Source organism: Coprobacter fastidiosus (assembly GCF_030296935.1).
In the GTDB taxonomy this organism is placed as follows: Bacteria; Bacteroidota; Bacteroidia; order Bacteroidales; family Coprobacteraceae; genus Coprobacter; species Coprobacter fastidiosus.
Map to the genome: position 1 here is coordinate 811,722 of NZ_AP028032.1, position 23,899 is coordinate 835,620.

The window sequence follows — 23,899 nt, forward strand, 5'->3', positions numbered from 1 at the left end:
CTCAAATCAGACCAAACAAAATTTAAATCGGCTTATTTCAAAAAACGACAAAGTTATAATGATTTTAATTCGTCCTCGAACATCTGTTCTAACACACGACGCAAATAAGAACGAGAGCCGGAAAAGTTATTTACAATAATAGCCACAGCATATCTTTTATTCCCTGAATCATAATATCCGGCATAACTTTGCACATGTGCCATACTGCCGCTTTTCAATCGCATTCTTTTCGAAAGAGACGAATTTTTCAAAAACGAACGTACCGTACCACTTACTCCCGGACACGGTAACGAAGAATAAAATATTGTCTGCAAATTTTTATCGGAAGCCATAAAATCGAGTACCCGACATAACATTTCGGCAGAGATACGGTTTACCGGAGACAAACCGCTACCGTCATACATAACAAGATCATCCCCAAATACTCCTTTCTCTTTCCAAAAATGTTTCAATACCTCGATACCTTTCGATACCGATGCTTCCGGATAACGAGACAAAGCGATCCAACGCAATAAAGCTTCGGCATACAAATTATTACTGTTATGATTTACAATACGGATAATATCAGATAAACGGTCTGAAGAATAACGAAACAGCATAGACCTATCGGATAAAGGTTTTGTTTTGTTATTTTCATTCAATATACGCATCGTTACAGGAGTACCTGCTACTTTGATTCGGGAAGCTTTTAAAAAAGACGCCATTTCATTCGCAAAAAACAAAGCAGGATCAGGTAAATCTCCTTTTATGACAAAACGATCCTGTTTTTCAGGAATACTCCCATAAATATACCTTCGTAAAGAAAAAGGAGCTCCATATATATAGGCACTATCAATCGCATTACTGCTCGAAACAAGATGATTAGAAAAACTTAATCCGGATATTTCCGGTTCTACTCCGATAATAACAGGCGTCGAGCCTTTTGCCCCCGAACGCAATATCAGACGATAAGTATTATCTCTGTAATTAATGCCATAGCAACCTGCCGCAAAATAATTCCCGACATCTTCCCATAGCCATTTTGGCGAAACTCCTTCTGTGTCGAACCGGCTGTCATCGGCAATAATGCACCCTTCTATACGATGAATACCTGCATTTTCAAGCTCTTTCAACAAACGATTCCGGAAATCAAAAACCCGACGTGTACCATATTCCGAACCCAATGTAGGGTCTCCGCACCCCTGAATATATAAATCACCATAAAGCACACCGTCTTTTCCGATATGCCCCGAATATTGTACATCAGTATAAAAACGATGTTCTCCCCCATATATTCCGAGAGCTGTTGCCGATGTCAGTAACTTCAATGCCGAAGCCGGAAGAAGTAACCGTTGAGAGTCATAAGATGATACTATTTCTCCCGTTTCAATATCCATAATACAAAAACCTACCGATGCAGAACGCAATTCAGGCAAAGATACAAAACGAGACATACCCATCCCGGCATAAGAAAAATAGAACAATCCCGACCACAGGAAAACAATAATATATTTTAGTTTTATAATCGCACTCATATTAAAATGTCTGATTTTCAAAACAAAAATAACCGATTTTCAAAGAATATACAATCTTACTCCGATTTTATATCTCAAAATCGAAATGGATAGTTCAAAAAAATAAAAAAGTATCGTACATTTGTTTCAAGATATAAAACTTCTTGAACTATTTAATATAAGAGAATCGAAATGTTATTTTCTGAAGAAAACTATGAAACCCATAAACGCGGCCGCATAGAAGTAATTTGCGGATCGATGTTTTCAGGAAAAACCGAAGAATTGATAAGACGGCTCAAACGTGCAAAAATAGCTCGACAAAAAGTCGAAATCTTCAAGCCGTCCATCGATATACGCTACTCGGAAGAAGAGATCGTGTCTCATGACAGCAATTCCATACAATCGACTCCGGTAGACAGTTCTGCAAGCATACTATTACTATCAAGCGGTGTAGATGTCGTAGGTATCGATGAAGCTCAATTTTTCGATCAGGGCATCGTCGATATCTGCAACCAGCTTGCCGATCAAGGAACACGGGTTATCGTAGCGGGATTAGATATGGATTTTAAAAAAGTACCTTTCGGGCCTATGCCCTATTTGTTATCAATTGCCGATGAAGTGACCAAAGTTCATGCCATCTGTGTAGAATGCGGGCATTTAGCTAATTATTCCCACCGACTTATAGACAATGATAAAAGAGTTTTATTGGGTGAAAAAGGAGAATATCAGCCACTTTGCCGTACGTGCTATAATAAAAAACATGCATCGCAAGAATAGATTTCACACCCGTTATATCAATTCATTATCAAGTATAATTAAAATCGAGCAATCATGTATCTTTCACGCCGTCCTTACACTTTTGACCGGGTTACCCGAATCATATTCAGTATAGCAATTCTTGTCGGAACGTTCTATCTGATAAATTTGCTGAAAGGTGCACTTCTACCATTTCTCGTTGCATGGCTACTGGCCTACCTCATGCATCCGATTGTAGAATTTTTTCATAATAAATGCCGCATCAAGAACCGAGTAGTTGCGATCTCGGCAACTTTATTGTCGGTCGTTCTTTTTTTCGGATTGCTCGGATGGATTTTCATACCATCTATTATAGAAGAGATGGATAAAATGAAAATTCTCATTCATAATTATATATCAACGGATAATACGATACCTTTTCTTCCTGAAAGTTGGCACGATTATATCCGGGAAAAAATCGATTTCGAACAGATCGCACAAATGATGAATAAAGAAGACTGGAAAAAATTGATCGAAACAACTGTTACTCAAGCCTGGTCTTTTCTTACCGGATCGGTAAACCAAATTATCACCATTGTAAGTTGGTTTATAGTATTGTTGTATCTGTTTTTTATCCTACTCGATTATGAAAAGATCATCGTCGGCTTTCGAGGTCTCATTCCTCGCCGTTACCGCAGAACTGTATTAGGAATACTCACCGACGTGCAAGTAAGCATGAACCGGTATTTCAGAGGTCAGTCTCTCGTTGCCTTTTTAGTCGGCATTCTTTTCAGTATCGGATTTCTTATCGTCGGACTACCCCTTGCTATCGTATTGGGATTATTTATCGGACTACTAAATATGGTGCCTTACCTGCAAATCATCGGAGTTATCCCGACAGTTTTGTTATGTCTGATAAAAGCCTCTGAATCGGGACAAAACTTTTGGCTTTTGTTCGCAGCATGCATGGCTGTTTTCATCATAGTACAGTTAATTCAAGATATAATTCTCGTCCCTCGCATCATGGGACATGTCACAGGATTAAATCCGGCAATTATACTTCTATCTCTATCGATATGGGGAACTCTGCTCGGTGTTATCGGCATGATTATAGCACTTCCTCTCACATCGCTCGTGTTGGCTTATTATCAAAAATACATCTTAAAAGAAAATCCTGAAAAAGAAAAGAAAAAAAATATACGAAAAATATCGTAGAGTATATCTAAATTTTCCGACAAAAAATATTCATAAATCAATTCAAAAATAAACCGATTATAATCAGGGAATAAGCCCCATAAGTGCTGTATCATACGCTATATTCCGCCATCGATATTTCCCGACATATTCTTATAAATTAAAATTTATCCCTATATTTGCTGCTGAATCGGTTTTGCTTTTCCTTTTCGTAAAAGCAAATTAAAAGGGAATCGGGTGCAAATCCCGAACAGTCCCGCTGCTGTGAAGCTCTATTCAACATTCTGAAAAAACTGAGCCACTGGTCTATGACCGGGAAGGTTTCAGAATGGGAGTAAGTCAGAAGACCTGCCATTCATTAAAGGTTTACATTCTCGAGGATTAGAGTGTAAATGCGAAAAAATTATTGATTTCAATTTTTGCAATTTATGAAAAAGATATGTCCGCGATGTGATATTTCTTTTATCAACCGATCCGATAATGCGGATAATTATTTACATACTTTTACTAAACTGGACGATCTGCAAAACTCTTACGTCCGATCACTCAATCATTTAAAATATTTACATAAATCTTGTCCGGAAAATGCCGGACTGTTTTTTTATATTTTTTAAACCCTATGTTATAACGACATAATTAACAAAAAACAATGATAAAGAAGATATTGGTAGCCAATCGCGGCGAGATCGCTGTCCGAGTGATGCGGTCGTGCAAGGAGATGGAGATACGGACCATCGCCGTATTCTCCGAGGCCGACAGGGCGGCCAGGCATGTGATGTATGCCGATGAGGCGTATTGTATCGGCCCGGCTGAGGCCAGGGAGAGTTATTTGAATATCGACAGAATTATTCAGGTGGCTCTCGAGCACGGGGCGGATGCGATTCATCCCGGATATGGCTTCTTGTCTGAGAATCCGGATTTTGCCAGAAGGTGCAGGAGGGCTGGCATCGTTTTCATCGGTCCTGAGCCCGAGACTATGGAGGTTATGGGGGATAAGATTTCTGCGCGTAGGAGAATGAGGGAGGCGGGTGTGCCGGTTGTACCCGGTACTACTGAGAACCTGAATTCTTCTGAGGAGGCCATAGACGTCTGCAATCGTATCGGATATCCGGTGATGTTGAAGGCTTCGGCCGGTGGCGGTGGAAAGGGTATGAGGCTGGCAAGAAGGCCCGAAGAGGTCGAGGAGGCGTTTCTGGCGGCTAAGTCCGAGGCTTTGGCTTCTTTTGGGGATGATACCGTATATATCGAAAAATTCGTAGTGCATCCGCATCATATCGAGTTCCAGATTCTGGGGGACAGGCACGGGAATGTGATTCATCTTTGTGAGAGGGAGTGTTCGGTGCAGAGGAGGAATCAGAAGATCGTGGAGGAGACGCCTTCGCCGTTTATTTCCGAGGCTTTGAGACGGGACATGGGTGAGAAGGCTGTGGCAGCGGCTAAGGCCGTGAATTATGTCGGGGCTGGAACGATAGAGTTTCTTGTGGACGGGGACGGGAATTATTTCTTTCTCGAGATGAATACTCGCCTGCAGGTCGAGCATCCGATTACAGAGGAGGTCCTGGGGATCGATCTGGTAAAGGAGCAGATTCATATTGCTAATGGAAGGCCTTTGAGATTGAGGCAGGGGGATATTATCCAGAGGGGGCATGCGATTGAGTGCCGAATTTGTGCCGAGGATACGCTGGCGGATTTCTTGCCTGCGCCCGGGATTGTCAGACAGATTACTGAGCCGAACGGTATCGGGGTAAGGGTGGACAGTTATGTGTATGAGGGATATGAGATTCCTGTGTTTTATGATCCGATGATCGGTAAGTTGATCGTGTGGGCTACTTGCAGGGAGTATGCGATCGAGAGGATGAGAAGGGTTTTGTTCGAGTATAAGATTACCGGGGTGAAGACGAATATCGCTTATTTGAGGAGGATCATGGATACGCCGGATTTTGTGACAGGGGGGTATGATACGGGATTCGTCGAGAAGAATGCGGTGTTTTTTCGTGAGGGGTATGATGCCCGGGACGAGGTTTGTGTGGAGGTGGCGATGATTGCTGCTTATATTGATTATTTGATGGGGTTTGAGGAGAATGTGACGGGGAGAACCGATAACAGGCCGATCAGCAGATGGAGGGCGTTCGGTATTCATAAGGGGGTTTTGAGAATTTAATTTTATTGGGATATGGAGATTCGTGTTGGTAACAGGATAGCGGAGGTCGAGTTGATCAGTAAGGTGGGGAATTGTGTGAGGATGTCTATTGATGGCAAGGTCTTGGACCTGGATGTGATGATGGCTGAGAATGGGGTGTGTTCGATTTTGATGGACGGGGTTTCTTATAATGCCGAGTTGATCAGGGCTGAGGGGGGAAAGTCTTATACCGTCAATACGGCGTTTGCTTCTTTGCCGGTGGAGATTCTGGATGCGAAGGCCAAGTTGTTGTCTGCCCGAAGAAAGGAGGGGGAGAGACAGGCTGACAGGATTGTCGCTCTCATGCCGGGAAAGGTCGTGAGGGTGATGGCGGCCGAGGGGGACAGGCTGGCGGCCGGGGATACCGTATTGGTAGTCGAGGCCATGAAGATGCAGAGTAATTTTAAGGTGAGTGAGGATTGTGTGGTCAGGGAGGTTCTCGTCAAGGAGGGGGATCTGGTGAATACTGATCAGGTGTTGGTGTGGCTTAATTTAAATGGTTTGGAGGCTTATGGAGAATAAGGATAGTTTATATGCCGTGTTTGACGAGAGAAACAGGGCGGCGGAGATGGCCGGAGGGGCTGACCGAATCGGTAAGCAGCATGCGGCCGGTAAGTTGACGGCGAGGGAGAGGATCGAATTGTTGTTGGATCCGGCTTCTTTTAATGAGCTGGACAAGTTCGTGGTGCACAGGTGTAAGGATTATGGAATGGACGGGGCGAGGATTCCCGGGGACGGGGTCGTGTCGGGGTATGGCAGGATCGAGGGCAGGCTCGTGTTTGTGTATGCTTATGATTTTACGGTGTTCGGGGGTACGTTGAGTGCGGAGAATGCTCGGAAGATCATGAAGGTGCAGGATCTGGCTTTGAAGAACGGTGCTCCGGTGATCGCTTTGAATGATTCGGGCGGCGCGCGTATTCAGGAGGGGGTGGAGAGCTTGTCCGGGTATGCGGGTATTTTTTTCCGCAATACCATGGCTTCGGGGGTGATTCCGCAGATTTCGGCTATTCTCGGACCTTGTGCCGGGGGGGCGTGTTATTCGCCGGCTTTGACCGATTTTATTTTTATGGTCAGGGGGTACAGTCATATGTTCGTTACCGGGCCGGATGTGGTTAAGGCGGTGACGCATGAACTGGTCGGTAAGGAGGAGCTGGGGGGAGCGGTGACGCATGCTTCGGTCAGCGGTGTGGCCCATTTCTTGGGGGATTCCGAGAAGGAGGTGATATTGGAGATCCGGGAGTTGTTGAGTTTCTTGCCGGCTAATAATATGGAGGATGCTCCGTGTGTCCCTTGCAGGGATGATATTCGTCGTGAGGTGACGGGATTGAGAGAGGTGATTCCGGATGATCCGAATATTCCTTATGATATGAAGGAGGTCATTGTGCCGGTGGTCGATGATGGATATTTTTTTGAGGTCATGCCGGATTTTGCCAAGAATATTGTGATCGGATTTGCAAGGTTGGGGGGACGGACTGTCGGGATCGTGGCGAACCAGCCTGCTTTCCTTGCGGGGGTGTTGGATATCGATGCTTCGGATAAGGCGGCTAGGTTTATCCGCTTTTGTGATTGTTTTAATATTCCGTTGGTGACGTTTGAGGATGTGCCGGGATTTTTGCCGGGGACGGTACAGGAGCATAACGGGATTATCAGGCACGGGGCGAAGGTGGTATATGCTTTTGCCGAGGCGACTGTTCCAAAGGTCACTTTGATTACCAGAAAGGCGTATGGCGGGGCGTATATCGTTATGGCCAGCAAGCTGACCGGGGCGGATATCAATCTGGCTTTCCCGAATGCTGAGATTGCTGTCATGGGGGCTGAGGGCGCCGTGAATATCTTGTTCAGGAATGCGGATAATGAAAAGAGAGCGGAACTGACCGAGGAATACAGGGAGAGGTTCGCTAATCCTTTCAGGGCCGCGGAGCTCGGATATATTGACGAGGTGATTCTTCCTGAGCAGACCAGGGCCAAGCTAATTGCCGCTCTGGAAATGGCTCAGAACAAGAATGTTTCTAATCCTCCTAAAAAGCATGGAAATATGCCGTTGTAATTATTGAATTAACAAGAGATGGAAAATAATATTTTGACAGAACAAGAAATCCTATTATTACGAAAAAAACTCGACCTTTTACTACGCACCGGTAAACTGCTGATGGAAAGTGCAGCCGACACAAACCGAATCGAACGAAATATGAAGCGTGTTGCCGCATTTATGGGAATCCCTGAAAATAAGCTGCATATCGATATCAGATGGACCATGATAATGGTGAATGTAAGCGATGAACGCCATTCCTTTTCAAAATTCCAAAAATGTGAGAAGCATGGTATCAATATGACTACGATCTCACAAATCAGCAAACTGTCATGGCGAGCTATCGAAGAAGATTATTCATTGGATAAATATGAGGAAGAACTCACTAAAATAGCCGAGCAACCCCGAAACTATACTCATTATATAGTTGCCATGGGCGCAGGGTTCGCTTGCGGGGGGTTTTGCAAACTATTCGGTTGCGACTGGACAGCTTTCTTATTTGCATCGATATGCGCATTTATAGGCTTTAGAGTTCGTGCCCGTTGTATCGATTTTGGAATTAACGTTTATATGAGTATCGCCATTGCTGCATTCATATCTACCTGCCTGGCATACGCATCATCTTATACAGGATTATCTGAAACGCCTTACCATCCGTTATTGGCATGCGCCTTGTTCATCGTACCGGGTGTACCGCTAATTAATTTTGTGGATGATATGATAGATAATCATCTGCTTACCGGAATTACTCGTGCGGCCAATACTGCGATGATGGTCGGGGCAATGACTTTCGGAATAGCTTTTGTAATGCGTGTATTAATGATGGACGATATTACGATAGATCATAAATTCAGTGAACTAAGTATGGTTCCTCATGATTCGTACTACGTATATGCGATTGCAGCCGCAATCGCGGCAGTCGGGTTCTCCATGATATTCAATATTCAGCGTCGTTTACTATGGGTCGTAGCAATAGGTGGTATCATCGCCGTATGTACACGTAATTTTGTAAATTTCGAATTAGGATTAGGTCCGATAATCGGCTCATTTATGGGCAGTTTCGTCGTCAGTCTTATTGCTGTAAAAGCAGTTCACTGGTTTCATGTGCCTAATCATGTGTTGACAATTCCGTCTGTTATCCCGATGATTCCAGGCGTATTGATGTATCGTTCTTTACTGGCTTTCATAAATATGAACGGTATCGTCGGAGAAGTGACTAATGCTTTTTACAATGGAACGACATCGGCTCTCATAATTCTTTGTATTTCATTAGGTGTAGCTATTCCTAATATCTTTGCCCGCCGTTATATCGCTCGTGATCGTCAGATTTATTTAGAAAAGGAACTTGAAAAACGTCGTCAGCGAGGTAAATTCATCGAATGGTGAGCAAGGCAAACTCTTTTTTCTACAAAAAACAGATATAAATAAAAAACTGCGAATTTATTTTCGCAGTTTTTTATTTATATTTAACTTTGTAAAAGCCTGTCAGTGCTAATAAACACATAAACAGTTATATAAATAACAAAACTCACTATCTAAATACAATATAATAATGAAAAAATTCTTATTAATCGCCGGACTGATCGCCTGTCTGTCTTGTCCGGCACAAACACAGCAAGGTTATAGAAATCCTGTGATACCGGGTTTTCACCCCGATCCGAGTATATGCCGTGTAGGTGAAGATTTTTATTTGGTAACCAGCAGTTTTCAGTATTTTCCCGGAGTGCCGGTATTTCATAGTAAAGACCTGATAAATTGGAAACAAATAGGTCATTGTCTGACACGACCGGAACAAGTAAACTTGAACGGAGCTAGTGTCTGGGGTGGTATTTTCGCACCTACGATTCGCTATCATGAAGGTGTTTTCTATATGATTACTACGAATGTTACCGATAAAGGCAATTTTCTCGTACACACAACCGATCCTGCCGGAGAATGGTCTGACCCGATACCAATCAAACAAGGAGGGATCGATCCTTCACTCTATTTCGAAGACGGGAAATGCTATCTAGTAAGTAATCCTGACAACTATATTACCTTGTGTCAAATAAATCCGAAAACCGGGGAGCAATTGACCGAAAGTAAACGCATATGGATAGGTACAGGAGGTCGATTTCCTGAAGGACCTCATATTTATAAAAAAGATAATTGGTACTATTTGCTAATTTCTGAGGGGGGAACAGAATACGGACATAAAATAACTATTGCACGAAGTCGTTACATTGACGGACCTTACGAACAGAACCCGGCAAATCCTATTTTAACTCATATCAACAGAAACATGCAAAGCAGTCCTATTCAAGGAGTCGGACATGCAGATATAATACAAGCACCTGACGAAAGTTGGTGGACTGTGTTCTTGGCTTTTCGCCCACAGAGTGATATGCACCATTTGCTCGGTCGAGAAACATTCCTCGCTCCTGTCCGCTGGGATAAAAATGCATGGCCGGTAATTAACGGAGACGGAAGTATATCTTTAGAAATGGACGTCCCGACATTGCCTCAACAGCCTTTTGCAACCAAGCCTGTACGCACGAACTTTAAGAACGGGAAACTCGGGTTAGAATGGGTACATGTACGGAATCCTCATCCTGAAAATTATACATTCGACTCAAATAAACTGCGTTTAAAGCCCACTCCTATCACTTTGAATGATTTTAAAGACAGCCCGACTCTGGTATGCCGAAGACAAGAACACATAGACTTCACAGCAACAACATCGGTGCAACTGCAAAAAGCATCTTCCGGGGATGAAGCCGGCCTGACTGTTTACATGTCAGAAACTTCTCATTACGATCTTTTTGTAAAACAGCTTTCTGACAAAAAACAAGCTCTCATTCTTCGTTATCGCTTAGGAGAACTTTCTCATATAGAAAAAGAAATCGTTCTTCCTAAAGGAGACGTACAAATTCGGGTGAAAGGAAACAGGGACTTCTATTCATTCGAATATGCGACGAATGGTAAGACTTTCCATGAATTGGGACGAATGAATACTCGTTATCTGAGTTCTGAAACTGCGGGGGGCTTTACCGGAATCATGCTTGGTCTGTATGCCGTTTCAAGCAACCCTTCATCGAAAGGCTATGCAGAGTTTGAATATTTTGATTATTCAGGGGAATAAAATCGTTCTTTCATGCTTTTCTCTCTGATAAATAAAACAGTGCATAAAAATTTTCTTTCCGAAAAAAGAAATTTTATGCACTGTATAAAAACTCATTTAACTTTTCCGATACAATAAAGAAATTAGACATTTCTTAAATTTTATTCCTATTTATTTTCATTCGTCAAAAAACTACTATCATTTTAGTAAAGCACAGATACAGAAACAAAATACATATTATAAACCTTTTTTTTAACATCCCAATAACCAAACTTTTCTTACCACAATATGGAAAACAAAAAAAAATTTAATATTATTCGGACACAACGATATCATTCCCCTTGTGGAGATCTGATACTCGGCTCTTTTGGAGATAAACTTTGTCTTTGTGACTGGACAATAGAAAAGCACCGGATTGCAGTAGATAAAAGAATACTCCAAAATTTACAAGCCTGCTATGAAGAAAAAACTTCCGACACTATCGAAAAGGCAGTCAGACAATTAGACGAATATTTCAATCGGGAACGGACAACATTCGACATACCTTTGCTTTTTATCGGTACGGAATTTCAGAAAAATGTATGGTATAAACTAATGGAAATACCCTACGGAAAGACAATTTCTTACGGTGAACTGGCTAAATTATTAGGTGTTCCGAAAGCAGTACGTGCCGTAGCAAATGCAAATGGAGCAAATGCCATTTCAATTTTCGCACCTTGTCATAGAGTTATCGGTAGCGATCATTCTCTCACAGGGTATGGAGGAGGACTTGCAGCAAAACGTCTATTATTGGATTTAGAGTTAAATGGGAAATCGCTATTATAACTTATAAAAAAGTATATAAAAACAGTGTCATCGGGGCAGGCGGTATAGTTACCCACTCTATTCCTGCAAATTGTATAGCTGTAGGAAATCCTTGTCGGATAATAAAGCTCCTACCTAAAGATCAAAAATAGCAATAGACCTTTACACTTTATAGCATCTGAATTCTATCGGAAATTTCATCTAACTTTACACTCCGATGAGCCGAATTTATTTCCTGATTAGAGCTATAACTTCTCATGTTTAAACATATTTAAAAGAGGTTGTTTTTCAAGTTCTAATCGTAAAGTTGCAGAATCGTTCGAAATTTTGTACTAAAAATATTCTTCGGCTCTTGGGGGCTTCACTCTTAACGAATAGACTATAATAAACAAATAATTACACTAAAGAATGTTATAAACTCATCTTTTTTATGTTATAAAACATATTTGTCGAATATTATTCGTACATTTGCAATGTAGAAATTAGAAATAGAAATCGTCTTTCAATCCGGAAAGACAAAAAAAGATGAAAACAATGAAATCTGTAAATGAAGAAATCGCTATGTTGCGATATCAAATTCAACGCTATCAAGCGGTCAAAAATGGAGCTAAATGTCAAGAATTAAATGCAAAGCTCCGAGTATTAACTCAAAAGCAGGAAACTGCAATCTAAAAATTATTAATCAACTAAAGGCGGACTATCATCGCAATCGGGCGGCGGCAGTCCTTTTTTATTTTTAGCAAACAGATAATATAATTATAAATGACAAAGGGGAGAAAGATTTATTATCTACTCCCCTTTGCCATAAAAAATCTATTGTAAAACTTCAAGAAGACACGGTATAAGCTGCGGTATTGCATGTTCATCCTGCGCAGTATAAAAATTTCCATCAATCGTTACGGCATCATTGGTAGCTATACCTTTCTGAATTGCCGGTTTGGCTAATGGATGAACAGCTAATCTCTTTCCTTCCGTAATTCCGGCTATTTCAAATATCAAACTTGCTGCACAATGCCCTATCATTAACTTATTCTTATCTGAAAATTCCCGAACAACAGATAATAAATCAATATTATAATCTCGGTTTGCATTCTGTTGAAAGACAGGAACGGCATCGCCACACGAAAACAACAATGCATCAAATTCATCAGCATGACTTTTCAAATTAGCAATTAAATCATCGGTCAGTAAAGTAATTCCGGAGTTTGTACGTATATTTTTATTATCGGATACGGCAAACACTTTATAAGAAATTCCTTTTTCATAAAAAGATTCAAGATACTGAAACAATCCAGCCCCATTAACCGGATCGACCGCTAATACTGCAACTTTTTTCTTCATAATCTCAACATTTATAAATAATACAATAGTTATTATTAGTAAGTTTATTATTTTTGTTTTGTAAAAATAAACAATGTCTATTAGGAAAACAAGAACGCACTTATAAATTAGATAGTTACATTGATGTAACCATTATTGAAAAACAAACGAATAGAAAATATAAAAAAATGCAAAATTTTCATCCGACCGGAGTTTGCCCGATACGAGACATATTAAGTCACTTGAGTAGCAAATGGGCCACTTTAATATTGATAACTTTGAACGCAAATAAAACCATGCGCTTCTCGGATATTCAAAAAAGTATCGGGGATATTTCGCAACGTATGCTTACGGTAACTCTTCGATCTCTCGAGACAGACGGATTAATTTCCAGAAAAATATATGCAGAAATTCCTCCCCGAGTAGAATACAAGCTGACAGAAAGAGGTTACAGCCTAATTCCTCATATAGAAGGTCTGGTCAACTGGGCTATTGAGAACATGCCGATGATAATGAAAAACAGAAAAACAAATAAGCTGACGACCAATGGCCAAGAATCTTTTTAACCGCTATATCTGGCTGGTAGATACAATATATAGAAACGGAAAATTATCTTTTAAAGAGATTAACGACAAATGGTTGCAAACCGACTTTTCGGAAGGAAAGCCGATTCCCCTTCGGACATTTCATAATCACCGGGAAGCTATACAAGATTTGTTCGACATCAATATCGAGTGTAATAAAAGTACCCATGAATATTACATAGAAGATGCCGACCAACTTTCAAAAGGAACATTACGAAACTGGTTGCTGAATACTTTTACCGTTAATAATCTCATTAATGAGAAATATAAATTACAGAACCGCATTTTATTAGAAAATGTCCCCTCAGGACAAAAATATCTGACTCCGATCATAGAAGCTATGCGGGACGGAAAAAGAATTTCTGTTACTTATCAGTCTTTTACTAAGAATGAACCGGAAACTTTTGATATAGAGCCTTATTTTGTAAAATTGTTTAAACAGAGATGGTATATTATCGGATATTCTATGTTTCACAAAATGATCCGTATTTACGCTCTCGACCGGATACAAGTAATGCAGATGACCGATAAAACATTTGAACTTCCTCAAAATTTTTTACCGGAAGAATATTTCAAAGACTGTTTCGGTATTATTCACGGAGAAGGCATTACGGAAACCGTAATGTTAAAGGTAAAAGGTAATCAAGTAAAATATTTCAGGGAATTGCCTCTACACATCTCACAAAAAGAAATAACCCGAGGAATTAACTACTCTATATTTCAATACAACTTAAAAGTAACGTTCGATTTGGTACAAGAAATATTATCATACGCACCGGCAGTCGAAGTCCTTGCTCCAAAATCTCTTCGGGAAGAAATTCTAAAAATATTACTTGAAACCTGCAAACTATACGATAGATAATTACTTAAAACGCTTCTGAAGTTCATCGACAGAGAAAACCGTCAATGTTACTCTCCCATCAGGTGTGTACCCCGGCATGGCAGAAGCGAACAAATCATCGGCCAACTGCTCCATTTCGAGAGAAGACAAAACCTGTCCGTAAGGAATTGCCGCAGATTCGGCTAAAGTTAAGGCCATGGCTTCATGAATATCCGATTTTACATCTCCTCCCTTTTCGGATGCGGTCTCGATCATCTTATTTAATAATCCGACGACATCCACCCCTTCTATTCCTCCAGGAACTCCGTTTATCGAAAAAGTGCCTCCCCCCATATCAGACAAGTCGAAACCTAAAGAATCCAAATCTTCTTTAATTCCAGAAAGAATAGCCCCCTGAGAAGCTGACAAATGAATCATTTCCGGAAACAATACCCGTTGAGAAACACCCTGTCCGGATTGAAGATGCGACATATAACGATCATACAATATACGAATATGGGCACGGTACTGGTCGATCATCACGACTCCGGATTTAACAGAAGTAATAATATAACGTCCCTTCACTTGAAGATACTGCCCTCCGACTGTTGTAGTAACAGAATCATTTATTTTCGATGCAATGGTCTCAGAGGGAACAGTCTCTGCAGAAGACAGATCCGGAACAACAGGCCGATTGACTTTTGAAGAAAATATTCGAGGCTCTTCTTCTGTCGAGTTTCGAGGCATATCTTTTGCCGATTCAAATCCTGAATAGAGTTTACTCCAATCATAATCAGGACGCTTAGTCCCTGCTGGAGAAGAACTCTTAAACGGATTATAACCGGGAGTAAAAGTCGTTTGCGGAGGCCTTACCTCATCCCCCTTATGAAAAACCGGAATCTCAGGTGCACCCTCCATATCAAAATCGATAGAAGGTACAGCACTGAACTTCCCGAGAGCTTCTTTCACGGCAGCTGATAATATCTGCCAAATCGGCTGCTCATTCTCAAATTTAATTTCTGTCTTCGTCGGATGAATATTTACATCTATGGAAGCCGGATCAACAGTCAGATTGATAAAATAATTAGGCATCTCTCCTACCGGTATCAACTGCTCATAGCTTTGCATCACGGCTTTATGAAAATAGGGATGTCTCATATACCTCCCGTTTACAAAAAAATATTGTAATGCATTCCGTTTCCGAGAAGCTTCTGGTTTACCGATATAGCCCGATATTTTTACCAACGATGTCTCGACCTCTACCGTTAAAAGCTGCTGGTTCATGCCCTTTCCGAAAAGTGAAATGATACGCTGACGGAAATTAGACGCCGGAAGATTAAAAAGTTCATTGTCATTATGAACCAATTCGAATGCTATCTCGGGATTAATTAATGCGATACGTTCAAATTCGGAAAGAATATTGCTTAGCTCTACTTGATTCGATTTCAAGAACTTTCGCCGGGCAGGTACATTATAAAAAATATTCTTTACAGCAAAATTCGATCCCACAGGACATGAGACGCACTCCTGAGACTCTACAACCGAAGCGGCCAATGCAATCGCTGTTCCTACTTCATCTTCGATACGACGAGTGCGTAATTCAACTTGAGCTATCGCAGCAATAGATGCCAACGCTTCTCCCCGAAATCCCATTGTATGCAAAGAAAACAAATCTCCGGCTTGGCGAATCTTTGAGGTTGCATGACGTTCGAACGAAAGCCGGGCATCTGTTTCAGACATACCTTTACCGTTATCTATCACCTGAATAAGAGTACGACCAGCATCCTTGACTATAATCTGTATCAAAGTAGCACCGGCATCGATGGCATTCTCAACCAACTCCTTTACAACAGAAGCAGGACGCTGTATCACCTCTCCCGCAGCAATTTGATTGGCAACAGAATCCGGCAATAACTGTATTACATCACTCATATCAACCTCTTTTTCTTGTTATCTGTTATATTTCGTTACTGAAACGACGTTTCTTTTTCGGGATTTCACTCTTCTTACGAATTATCTTCCTGAATATATCAGCAGGGTCTCTCGGACGGATCTCTTCATACCAATGAAAATCTGGCAAATAAAGTTGAGCCGGGGTTATTTTAGGTATCGGAGTCAGTGATCCATCCACTTTGTTATACATAATCAACTTATCCATCTTCTGATCCTTCAGATACATTGTAAGGAAACTACTTTCCGCATAATTCAACCCCGTAAATGTAGAATCTCTTTCTTGTGGATAAAAAATAGTCCGTACATTTCCGCTAACATCCACCTTGTCTAATCTTCCTTCTTTAAAAAAGGCTTTCAAATCTTTCCCTGAAAGCTGATCAAAAAAAGCCGTATCTTTCTGTTGTGTAGCAAAAGCAAAAGCCGGAACATGTGCCCACCTTACGGTACTGTCATTCATATATACCTTTATCGTATCCCCGAATATTTGATAATCAAGATTCCAAAGAATCGGGTTCTTAAACATATACACGGCAGAATCTTTGGTCTTGTATACCATAGAATCGCAAACGCCTTGTATATCATTTCTGAAAAAACGTGTCCCGTAATATGCACGTATCAAACGCGTCGAGTCCAATAACACGGAGGAACGTAACGTATCGGCATGTAAATAAAATGTATCGGGCTGGGAATAATCAATAACCCTTGCCGAGTCTGTCGCCATAGAAACTTCTTTTATTTCATCATAAAAGCCGTAATTTCCCTCCATCGTTACCCGACGAGTCGTATCATTCAGAATCATATTCCCGAATACCTCTCCGAATCCTTCTGCCCGATTATAAAAAATCGTATCGCCTGTAAGCTGCTGGCTTTTGCTTACGATAATAGAACGGTCGAAAAGCATTGATGTATTATTGTGCGTATCATACCATCCCAATTTAGAATATATAACGTTGCTATCCGAAACCATTACGGAAGGTCCTATAATATCAGCAATTTTTGTATTCGTATTGTACTCCAGCGTATCGGAATAGAGCGTATATTCCTCATTAACCAGTTGCACATCAAAATTAAAAACCGCCTGCTTGGTATCCGGACTATATTGTCCATAAATAGAGCTGAGTTCATTCTCGGTATCGACAATCTTACCGCCATCGAAATAATAACCGATATTAGGCTGCATATCGTAGTTAAGGCTATCGGTAAACAATACGACATCCCGATTCTCCATACGAACATTATAGCGTAAACGGGCAACTTGCACAATACCGTCATAAAACATCACATCGCTATATACAAACAAGGTATCACCTTGTTCCATACGTACATTTCCAAAAGCATCCAAAGAATTCGTCTTTTCATAGAAATAAGCACTATCACAAAACATGTACATACCTCCCCGACGAAAACGGACATCTCCTCTCAGTATCTGAAAGTCGGGATGAATATCCTTATCGAATTGTAGTTCATTAGCATATTCCAAATAGACTTTCTGAGGATCATCTACGGCTGTTTTTATCGGTGTTTTTTTAACAACAATAGGCGGATTGTCCGGTGTATGTCTCGCCCAAACACAAAGAGTTAACAGGCATAAAACACCTATCAGTATTTTATGCCTGCTTACTCCTGAATATCTTTTACTATCAAACATCAATCGGCTTATTATTCTAATTTTTATTTCTTAATCCAGCCATCATACTTAAAGTCGCAATTCCGCCAGCCGTCTTTAATACGAATATACGTTTCTTTCTGTTTTTTCCGAATCCAATTTTCGATCAGATCTTCTCTCCTATTTTGTTCGACAATTGCTTTCAAAGCCTGATAATCATCAGACATATTGGCTTTATGTCCTTCTACCCGAGACCTCAATTTTACTAAAACGGCAACCTCTTTTCCCTTTTTCTGATCCATCATAATAAACGGCTGAGATATATCTCCGGCATTCATCGTGTTTACGACTTTTGCAATTTCCTGAGGTAATTCGCTCATCTGAAATTTTGTAGTCCCATTTTCAGAATTTACCATTAACCCTTGATTATTGCGTGTATTTTTGTCTTGTGACAAAAACTGAGCAGCTTCTTCAAATTTAAACTTTCCGGAAGTAATGTCATTTCTCAAACTATCCAAACGCACGATAGAATTATTCAACTCTTTTTCAGAAACTTTCGGCTTCAACAATATATGCCGTGTATTAATGCGATCTCCCCTTTTCTCTATCAATTGGATAATATGATAACCAAATTCTGTTTCTACAATCTTAGAAACTTTTTTCGGGTCATTCAAGTTAAACGCGACATCTGCATACTCCGGTACAAGCTGTGCCCTTCCCATAAAACCTAATTCTCCGCCCATACGCGCCGAACCCGGATCTTCAGAATAGAGGATGGCTAAAGTAGAAAATTCCGTCTCACCTTTGGTAACCCGTTCGCTATACTCCCGTAAACGAGCCTTAATATTATCAATTTCCTGTTGCGGAATTTTCGGATTTATAGTTATTATCTGCACCTCTACTTGGGTAGGTATATAAGGAATACTATCCGAAGGTAATCCAGAGAAAAAACGACGAACTTCCGAAGGAGTTATCTTTATATCCTTGACCAACTGACGCTGCATTTCCTGAACAATACCTTGTTCACGCACCATCTCGGCCATCTCTTCACGCAATTCGCTCATCGGTTTATTGAAATATTCTTCTACTTTTTCCTTTGATCCGATATTGGCGATAAAATAGTTCAGTTTTCGTTCCACTTCTTGGAAAACCTGAGCATCGGAAACAGTTATACTATCTAACTTCGCCTGATGCATAAAAAGCTTTTGTATTGCAATCTGCTCAGGTATCACACAATACGGATCTCCATCTATTTTCTGTCCGTCATACTGCATGCTCCGATATTGCTCCTCAACTTGAGATTTAAGAATAGCCTCATCTCCGACAACCCAAACGACTTCGTCTATAATATTATTCTGAGCATGAAGTGAAACTCCGGTCAAACTGAAAAACAAAGTCAACAACAATACACTACTAAATTTTCGCATCGTTTTCTCTTTAATTAATTTATTATTTCGTCAATTGAAATATTCAATCTCTTTCTCTTTAAGGGCATCCTGATATAATTCATCTTTGACTTCCTTAAGAAAATTCATTTTCTTTTGATTCATGAGAATTTCCTTTATCTGAGCTTTTGCAAAATCAAAGGGCATTTGTTCACCCTTGAGCTGATAATCGCTAATATTCAAAAAATACCAATATCCCTTATGATTCAATTCGATATTCTTATGCGTACGCAGGAAGTCTGCCTCTCGTTCCACAGAATAAGGAATATTATCCATCACTTCATCAAAAGATACCCACTTATCATAAAAATATTCATAAATCACGGCATTATGCAGTCCGTACTTTTCTATATTTTCCACCGCTTCGGGCGTATTTGATTTATACCATTTTTTCAAACGGGTAATCTGCGGTGAATTTTCCGGAACTTTCAAAAATAATCCTTTGATTATCGCCGAATGCAATTTAAATTTATCATGATTTTTTTCATAATAAACGTTCATAGCTTCTTCAGAAATCTCTTTACCCAACTTTTCATTTAGCAAATGCTTCTGATATTCAAATATCACAAGTTCCTGCCGATAGCGCTCCACCATACGATCGATATTTTCTTTATCCGGAATATTACGAGAAGCGACATCATAAAGCAATTGATCATCTACCCATTGCTTTATATAGTTATCTGCAAACAAAGCACTGTCTTTAGATTTCAGCCGATCAGGTATTTCACGTTCTAAATCACCACGAGTCAAAGCCTTATCGCCTATCCGAACTAATACAGCTTCCTCCCTGTTTTTTTCTGAAAAGTTCTCTTTACAAGAAAAGAACAGAAGCATGACAGCCACACTCCATAAGGATAAAGCGATTTTATGCCACATAGTTCCTTTTATTAATAGAAAACCAATATTAATTGGTAAAATTACAACGAAATCTACTTACTCTATTGCACATTAACTGTTTTTAGAACATCTTTATTTATTTCAACCGGATACTTTTTATTTAAATTTTGTACCCAAATCTTTTCAAGATAGTTCTGATAATCAGCCGTCACCTGACCTTTCATATCAGTATATGACTCAGGACCTTTCTTCAGCATTTTTCCAACAATAAAAACGACCGGAAATTTTTCATCTACAGACAATTCGCCTTCCTTAAATGCCAAATTATCGACTTTTTTATTATCTCCTTTTTGGAAAAGCCCTTTCTCGATCTTCACATGTTTAATACTGTCGGTATTAAACTCTTTATTGACATAAAAAACAACAGAATCAGCAGGCAACGATTTAATTCTTTTCTTGATCGTTTTGATCAAAGCCTTATCATCACATTGTATCAAATACCCTTTATAACGAGGTTGATCCCAGGTATATTGTTTTTTATGAGCTTTAAAATATTTCTGTAATCCGGCAACATCATTAGACGCTTTTTCCCATACTTCACGATTACTTATGTCGAACAAGAGTATTCCATCACGATACTCATTCATCAAATTTCTGAATTCGGGATATTTCGTCTCCAGCTTAGTATCCTCATAATGTAATATTTCATTATCGACAAATGCATCTATTTGTTTATTTAAATAGGTTACATTACCACCATGAAATGCGCCTTGTGCAGACTTCGAATTTTTCATAAAATTCCCCAAATCGGCCACAGTCCAGTCTCTCCCGTCCAAACTGAACAACACAGATTGGTCTTTACTGATATTATTCAAAAACAACGTATCCATAGGACTCGTCTCTACTGCAAACTTTTCCAATTTTGCTTTCTCTCCCGCATTCATATTAAACGCATATTCGACTTTCAGTTTTTCGATCAGAGATTTTTGTCCTTTATTGGATCTCTCATCACGTCCTATTCGTCTCATAATATCGGGTTTCAATTCTTCAAACGGCTTCAATCCCCTTGTATCCAACAATTTAATAATATGCCATCCATAAGGGCTCAAAACAGGTTCGGACACATCTCCTTTATTCTTCAAAGCATAAGCAGCATCTTCATACTCCTTTACAATGCGTCCGGTAGATATCCAAGGAAGCTCTCCTCCCCGTTGAGCGGAATTTTTATCTTCAGATTTCTCTTTAGCCAATTCGGCAAAATCTGCGCCTTGAATTATCTGCTGATATATTTCTCGTATTTGCTTTTCTTTTTCTTTTTTCACTTCATCTGAAGCATTCGAAGGCAACATCAACATAATATGTGCCGTAAGCCGTTCTCCCGGATCGGGACGACGATCGGAAACTTTTATCAAATGATAACCAAACTGGGACAAAACCGGCTCAGAAACGCTTCCGACCGGAGTTGTATAGGCTGCCGTTTCAAAAGGATATACTGTCATAAATCCTCCTATATATCCTAAATATCCGCCATTTCGTTTTACCGAAGGATCTTCAGAATACTCTTTTGCCAACTTTCCAAAATCCTCTCCTTTGCGGATACGTTCCAAAACAGATTTAGCTTTTTGATAAACTTTATCTTTTTCGGTATCTGTCATTCCCGGATTTACCCTAAACAAAATATGACTTACTTCAACATTTTCTTTTAATCGGTCATAAGCCTCTTTTGCTAACCGGTCATCCATTTCTCTATCTACTAAATACGGCTGTACCAACTGTGCACGATAACCGGCAAGCTCCGTACGAAAAGAGCGTGTAGTATCCAATCCGCATGCTTCTGCTTCAGCGACCTTCAACTTGTAATTTTTAAACAATTCCAGATATTCATCCAACGATTTGGAATCTGTCTGTTGTTGATTATTTTTTTTATAAATATATTCGAATTCCGATTTCTTAATGCTTTTTCCATTCACCTTCATCAATACAGGATCATTTTCCGGATTCTGTGCACACAAAGCAAATGAATAACCGGCACACAAGGATAATAATAACCATTTGTTTTTCATCGTTTCATTTTTTTACTTAAGCAACCCTTTTGTGACGAGTCCTCTTTTAATTTTACACTTAATAATAGAAATACACTAATTTAACGACTCAAATATATAAAAATTATATTGATCTCGCCAAATTAGTGTATTATATAAACAGTTTACAACAGAGTTTTAAATCTATTGTAACTCTTATTTTTTATTCACCTCGACTATAATTCGGAGATTCGCTCGTAATAGTCACATCATGCGGATGGCTTTCGGCAACTCCGGCATTTGTGATTCGAGTAAATTTAGCCTGATGCAAGGCTGTTATATCGGCAGCACCGCAATATCCCATACCGGCACGCAAACCTCCTACCATTTGATAAATTACCTCATACAATGATCCTTTATAGGGAACTCTGGCGGCAATACCTTCGGGGACAAGTTTCTTAACATCCGTCTCCGCAGCTTGGAAATAACGATCTTTAGAACCTTTTTCCATAGCTTCCAACGATCCCATACCTCTATACGACTTGAATTTACGTCCGTTATAAATAATCGTTTCACCAGGAGATTCTTCTACTCCTGCCAACAATCCACCCAACATAACAGAATATCCTCCAGCAGCCAAAGCTTTAACGATATCGCCTGAATAACGGATTCCGCCATCTGCAATCAAAGGAATTCCCGTTCCTTCCAAAGCTTTCGCGACATCGTAAACAGCAGAGAGTTGAGGCACACCGACCCCTGCTATCACACGAGTCGTACATATAGACCCCGGTCCTATACCGACTTTTACACCATCCGCCCCGGCATCAACTAAATATTTAGCGGCTTCTCCCGTAGCAATATTTCCGACAACAACATCTATTTGAGGAAATTTTGCCTTAACCTGTTTTAAAACATCGATTACATATTTGGAATGCCCATGTGCCGTATCAATTACGATGGCATCGACTCCTGCATCCACCAAAGCAGCGGCTCGGTCGAGAGAGTCTCCAGTCACTCCGATTCCGGCAGCAACACGTAACCGTCCTAATTTATCCTTGCAGGCAAAAGGCTTGTCTTTTGCCTTGGTTATATCTTTATATGTTACCAACCCGACTAGTTTGCCGTCTTTATCGACAACAGGCAACTTTTCTATTTTATGATTCTGCAAAATATCGGCAGCTTGCTGCAAATCGGTAGATTGATTTGTCGTTACCAGATTTTCACAAGTCATTACTTCATCTATGGCACGAGAAAGATTCCGCTCAAAACGTAAATCCCGATTAGTGACAATACCTACTAAATGGCGATTATCGTCAACAACAGGAATACCTCCGATATGATACTCTTTCATCAAGGCTAATGCATCTTTTACGGTCGATCCTCTCTTGATTGTTACCGGATCATAGATCATTCCGTTTTCAGCACGCTTAACACTATGCACCTGCTTAGCTTGTGCCTCTATAGACATATTCTTATGTATAACTCCTATACCGCCCTCACGAGCTATGGCAATAGCCATTTGAGCTTCGGTAACCGTGTCCATAGCGGCGGAAACTAAAGGGATATTCAACTGAATGTTCCGTGAGAACTTGGTTGTCAACTGAACTGTACGAGGAAGAACTTCCGAATAAGCGGGGATCAACAAAACATCATCGAATGTCAACCCATCCATAACAACTTTATCTGCAATAAATGACATAATGAGGTAGGCTTAAAATTTATTGCGTACAAAGATAAATATTTTCAATGGATATTTATACGTAAAGATTTTATTTTTTA

General features: G+C 40.1%; 19 protein-coding genes, 1 pseudogene and 1 riboswitch. Of the genes and pseudogenes, 12 read left to right on the forward strand and 8 right to left on the reverse strand.

The window, feature by feature from the left end; genetic code table 11:
* Window positions 1–53: 53 nt before the first annotated feature.
* Window positions 54–1,514 (reverse strand): D-alanyl-D-alanine carboxypeptidase/D-alanyl-D-alanine endopeptidase, encoded by a 1,461-nt coding sequence (dacB, locus tag QUE35_RS03275; protein ID WP_022601101.1) that lies wholly within the window; start codon window positions 1,512–1,514, stop codon window positions 54–56.
* 171 nt (window positions 1,515–1,685) lie between these two features.
* Here dacB and QUE35_RS03280 point away from each other — a divergent pair, with 171 nt between their 5' ends.
* From QUE35_RS03280 to QUE35_RS03325, 10 genes and pseudogenes are all read left to right on the forward strand, one after another.
* Window positions 1,686–2,270, forward strand: coding sequence for a thymidine kinase (locus tag QUE35_RS03280; RefSeq protein WP_009319522.1), 585 nt, complete (start codon window positions 1,686–1,688; stop codon window positions 2,268–2,270).
* Between the two features lie 54 nt (window positions 2,271–2,324).
* Window positions 2,325–3,443, forward strand: coding sequence for an AI-2E family transporter (locus QUE35_RS03285; RefSeq protein WP_009319523.1), 1,119 nt, complete (start codon window positions 2,325–2,327; stop codon window positions 3,441–3,443).
* A gap of 152 nt (window positions 3,444–3,595) precedes the next feature.
* A riboswitch (cobalamin riboswitch) is annotated at window positions 3,596–3,792 on the forward strand.
* 279 nt (window positions 3,793–4,071) lie between these two features.
* Window positions 4,072–5,583: an acetyl-CoA carboxylase biotin carboxylase subunit gene (gene accC / locus QUE35_RS03290; protein WP_286262351.1), complete on the forward strand. Its 1,512-nt coding sequence runs from the start codon at window positions 4,072–4,074 to the stop codon at window positions 5,581–5,583.
* Window positions 5,584–5,595: 12 nt separating this feature from the next.
* The gene (locus QUE35_RS03295) at window positions 5,596–6,123 is read left to right on the forward strand and encodes an acyl-CoA carboxylase biotin carboxyl carrier protein subunit (RefSeq protein ID WP_022601568.1); all 528 of its coding nucleotides are present in this window, start codon (window positions 5,596–5,598) and stop codon (window positions 6,121–6,123) included.
* A 46-nt stretch (window positions 6,124–6,169) separates the two neighbouring features.
* A complete protein-coding gene (locus tag QUE35_RS03300) occupies window positions 6,170–7,648 on the forward strand; it encodes an acyl-CoA carboxylase subunit beta (protein ID WP_432416280.1) in 1,479 nt (492 codons plus the stop codon).
* An 18-nt stretch (window positions 7,649–7,666) separates the two neighbouring features.
* Window positions 7,667–9,016: a threonine/serine exporter family protein gene (locus QUE35_RS03305; protein ID WP_022390802.1), complete on the forward strand. Its 1,350-nt coding sequence runs from the start codon at window positions 7,667–7,669 to the stop codon at window positions 9,014–9,016.
* Between the two features lie 166 nt (window positions 9,017–9,182).
* A complete protein-coding gene (locus QUE35_RS03310; protein ID WP_022601572.1) occupies window positions 9,183–10,751 on the forward strand; it encodes a glycoside hydrolase family 43 protein in 1,569 nt (522 codons plus the stop codon).
* A gap of 267 nt (window positions 10,752–11,018) precedes the next feature.
* Entirely contained in the window at window positions 11,019–11,555 is a 537-nt protein-coding gene (locus QUE35_RS03315) for a methylated-DNA--[protein]-cysteine S-methyltransferase (RefSeq protein WP_022601574.1), read from the forward strand.
* 17 nt (window positions 11,556–11,572) lie between these two features.
* Window positions 11,573–11,686, forward strand: a pseudogene (locus QUE35_RS03320) (sugar O-acetyltransferase); the annotation flags it as partial.
* Window positions 11,687–12,059: 373 nt separating this feature from the next.
* The gene (locus QUE35_RS03325; RefSeq protein ID WP_022601575.1) at window positions 12,060–12,206 is read left to right on the forward strand and encodes a hypothetical protein; all 147 of its coding nucleotides are present in this window, start codon (window positions 12,060–12,062) and stop codon (window positions 12,204–12,206) included.
* Window positions 12,207–12,347: 141 nt separating this feature from the next.
* Here QUE35_RS03325 and QUE35_RS03330 read toward each other — a convergent pair whose 3' ends face one another.
* Window positions 12,348–12,875 (reverse strand): DJ-1/PfpI family protein, encoded by a 528-nt coding sequence (locus QUE35_RS03330; protein ID WP_009319420.1) that lies wholly within the window; start codon window positions 12,873–12,875, stop codon window positions 12,348–12,350.
* A gap of 167 nt (window positions 12,876–13,042) precedes the next feature.
* Between QUE35_RS03330 and QUE35_RS03335 the strand changes: the two genes are divergently transcribed.
* Window positions 13,043–13,420, forward strand: coding sequence for a winged helix-turn-helix transcriptional regulator (locus QUE35_RS03335; RefSeq protein ID WP_031258689.1), 378 nt, complete (start codon window positions 13,043–13,045; stop codon window positions 13,418–13,420).
* A complete protein-coding gene (locus QUE35_RS03340; protein ID WP_009319418.1) occupies window positions 13,401–14,300 on the forward strand; it encodes a helix-turn-helix transcriptional regulator in 900 nt (299 codons plus the stop codon). The genes QUE35_RS03335 and QUE35_RS03340 overlap by 20 nt, the downstream gene beginning before the upstream one ends.
* Here the strand turns inward: QUE35_RS03340 and mutL are convergent, their stop codons facing one another.
* From mutL to guaB, 6 genes are all read right to left on the reverse strand, one after another.
* Complete coding sequence (gene mutL / locus QUE35_RS03345) at window positions 14,301–16,190, reverse strand: DNA mismatch repair endonuclease MutL (protein ID WP_022601578.1); 1,890 nt, start codon at window positions 16,188–16,190, stop codon at window positions 14,301–14,303. It abuts the gene before it with no gap.
* A gap of 25 nt (window positions 16,191–16,215) precedes the next feature.
* Complete coding sequence (locus tag QUE35_RS03350; protein WP_022601579.1) at window positions 16,216–17,859, reverse strand: OstA-like protein; 1,644 nt, start codon at window positions 17,857–17,859, stop codon at window positions 16,216–16,218.
* A gap of 23 nt (window positions 17,860–17,882) precedes the next feature.
* Window positions 17,883–19,244 (reverse strand): peptidylprolyl isomerase, encoded by a 1,362-nt coding sequence (locus QUE35_RS03355; RefSeq protein ID WP_009319415.1) that lies wholly within the window; start codon window positions 19,242–19,244, stop codon window positions 17,883–17,885.
* A gap of 30 nt (window positions 19,245–19,274) precedes the next feature.
* A complete protein-coding gene (locus QUE35_RS03360) occupies window positions 19,275–20,138 on the reverse strand; it encodes a hypothetical protein (RefSeq protein ID WP_009319414.1) in 864 nt (287 codons plus the stop codon).
* A 62-nt stretch (window positions 20,139–20,200) separates the two neighbouring features.
* Window positions 20,201–22,162, reverse strand: a complete 1,962-nt coding sequence (locus tag QUE35_RS03365) for a peptidylprolyl isomerase (RefSeq protein ID WP_022601585.1) — start codon at window positions 22,160–22,162, stop codon at window positions 20,201–20,203.
* Between the two features lie 181 nt (window positions 22,163–22,343).
* Window positions 22,344–23,819, reverse strand: coding sequence for an IMP dehydrogenase (guaB, locus tag QUE35_RS03370; RefSeq protein WP_022601587.1), 1,476 nt, complete (start codon window positions 23,817–23,819; stop codon window positions 22,344–22,346).
* Window positions 23,820–23,899 lie beyond the last annotated feature (80 nt).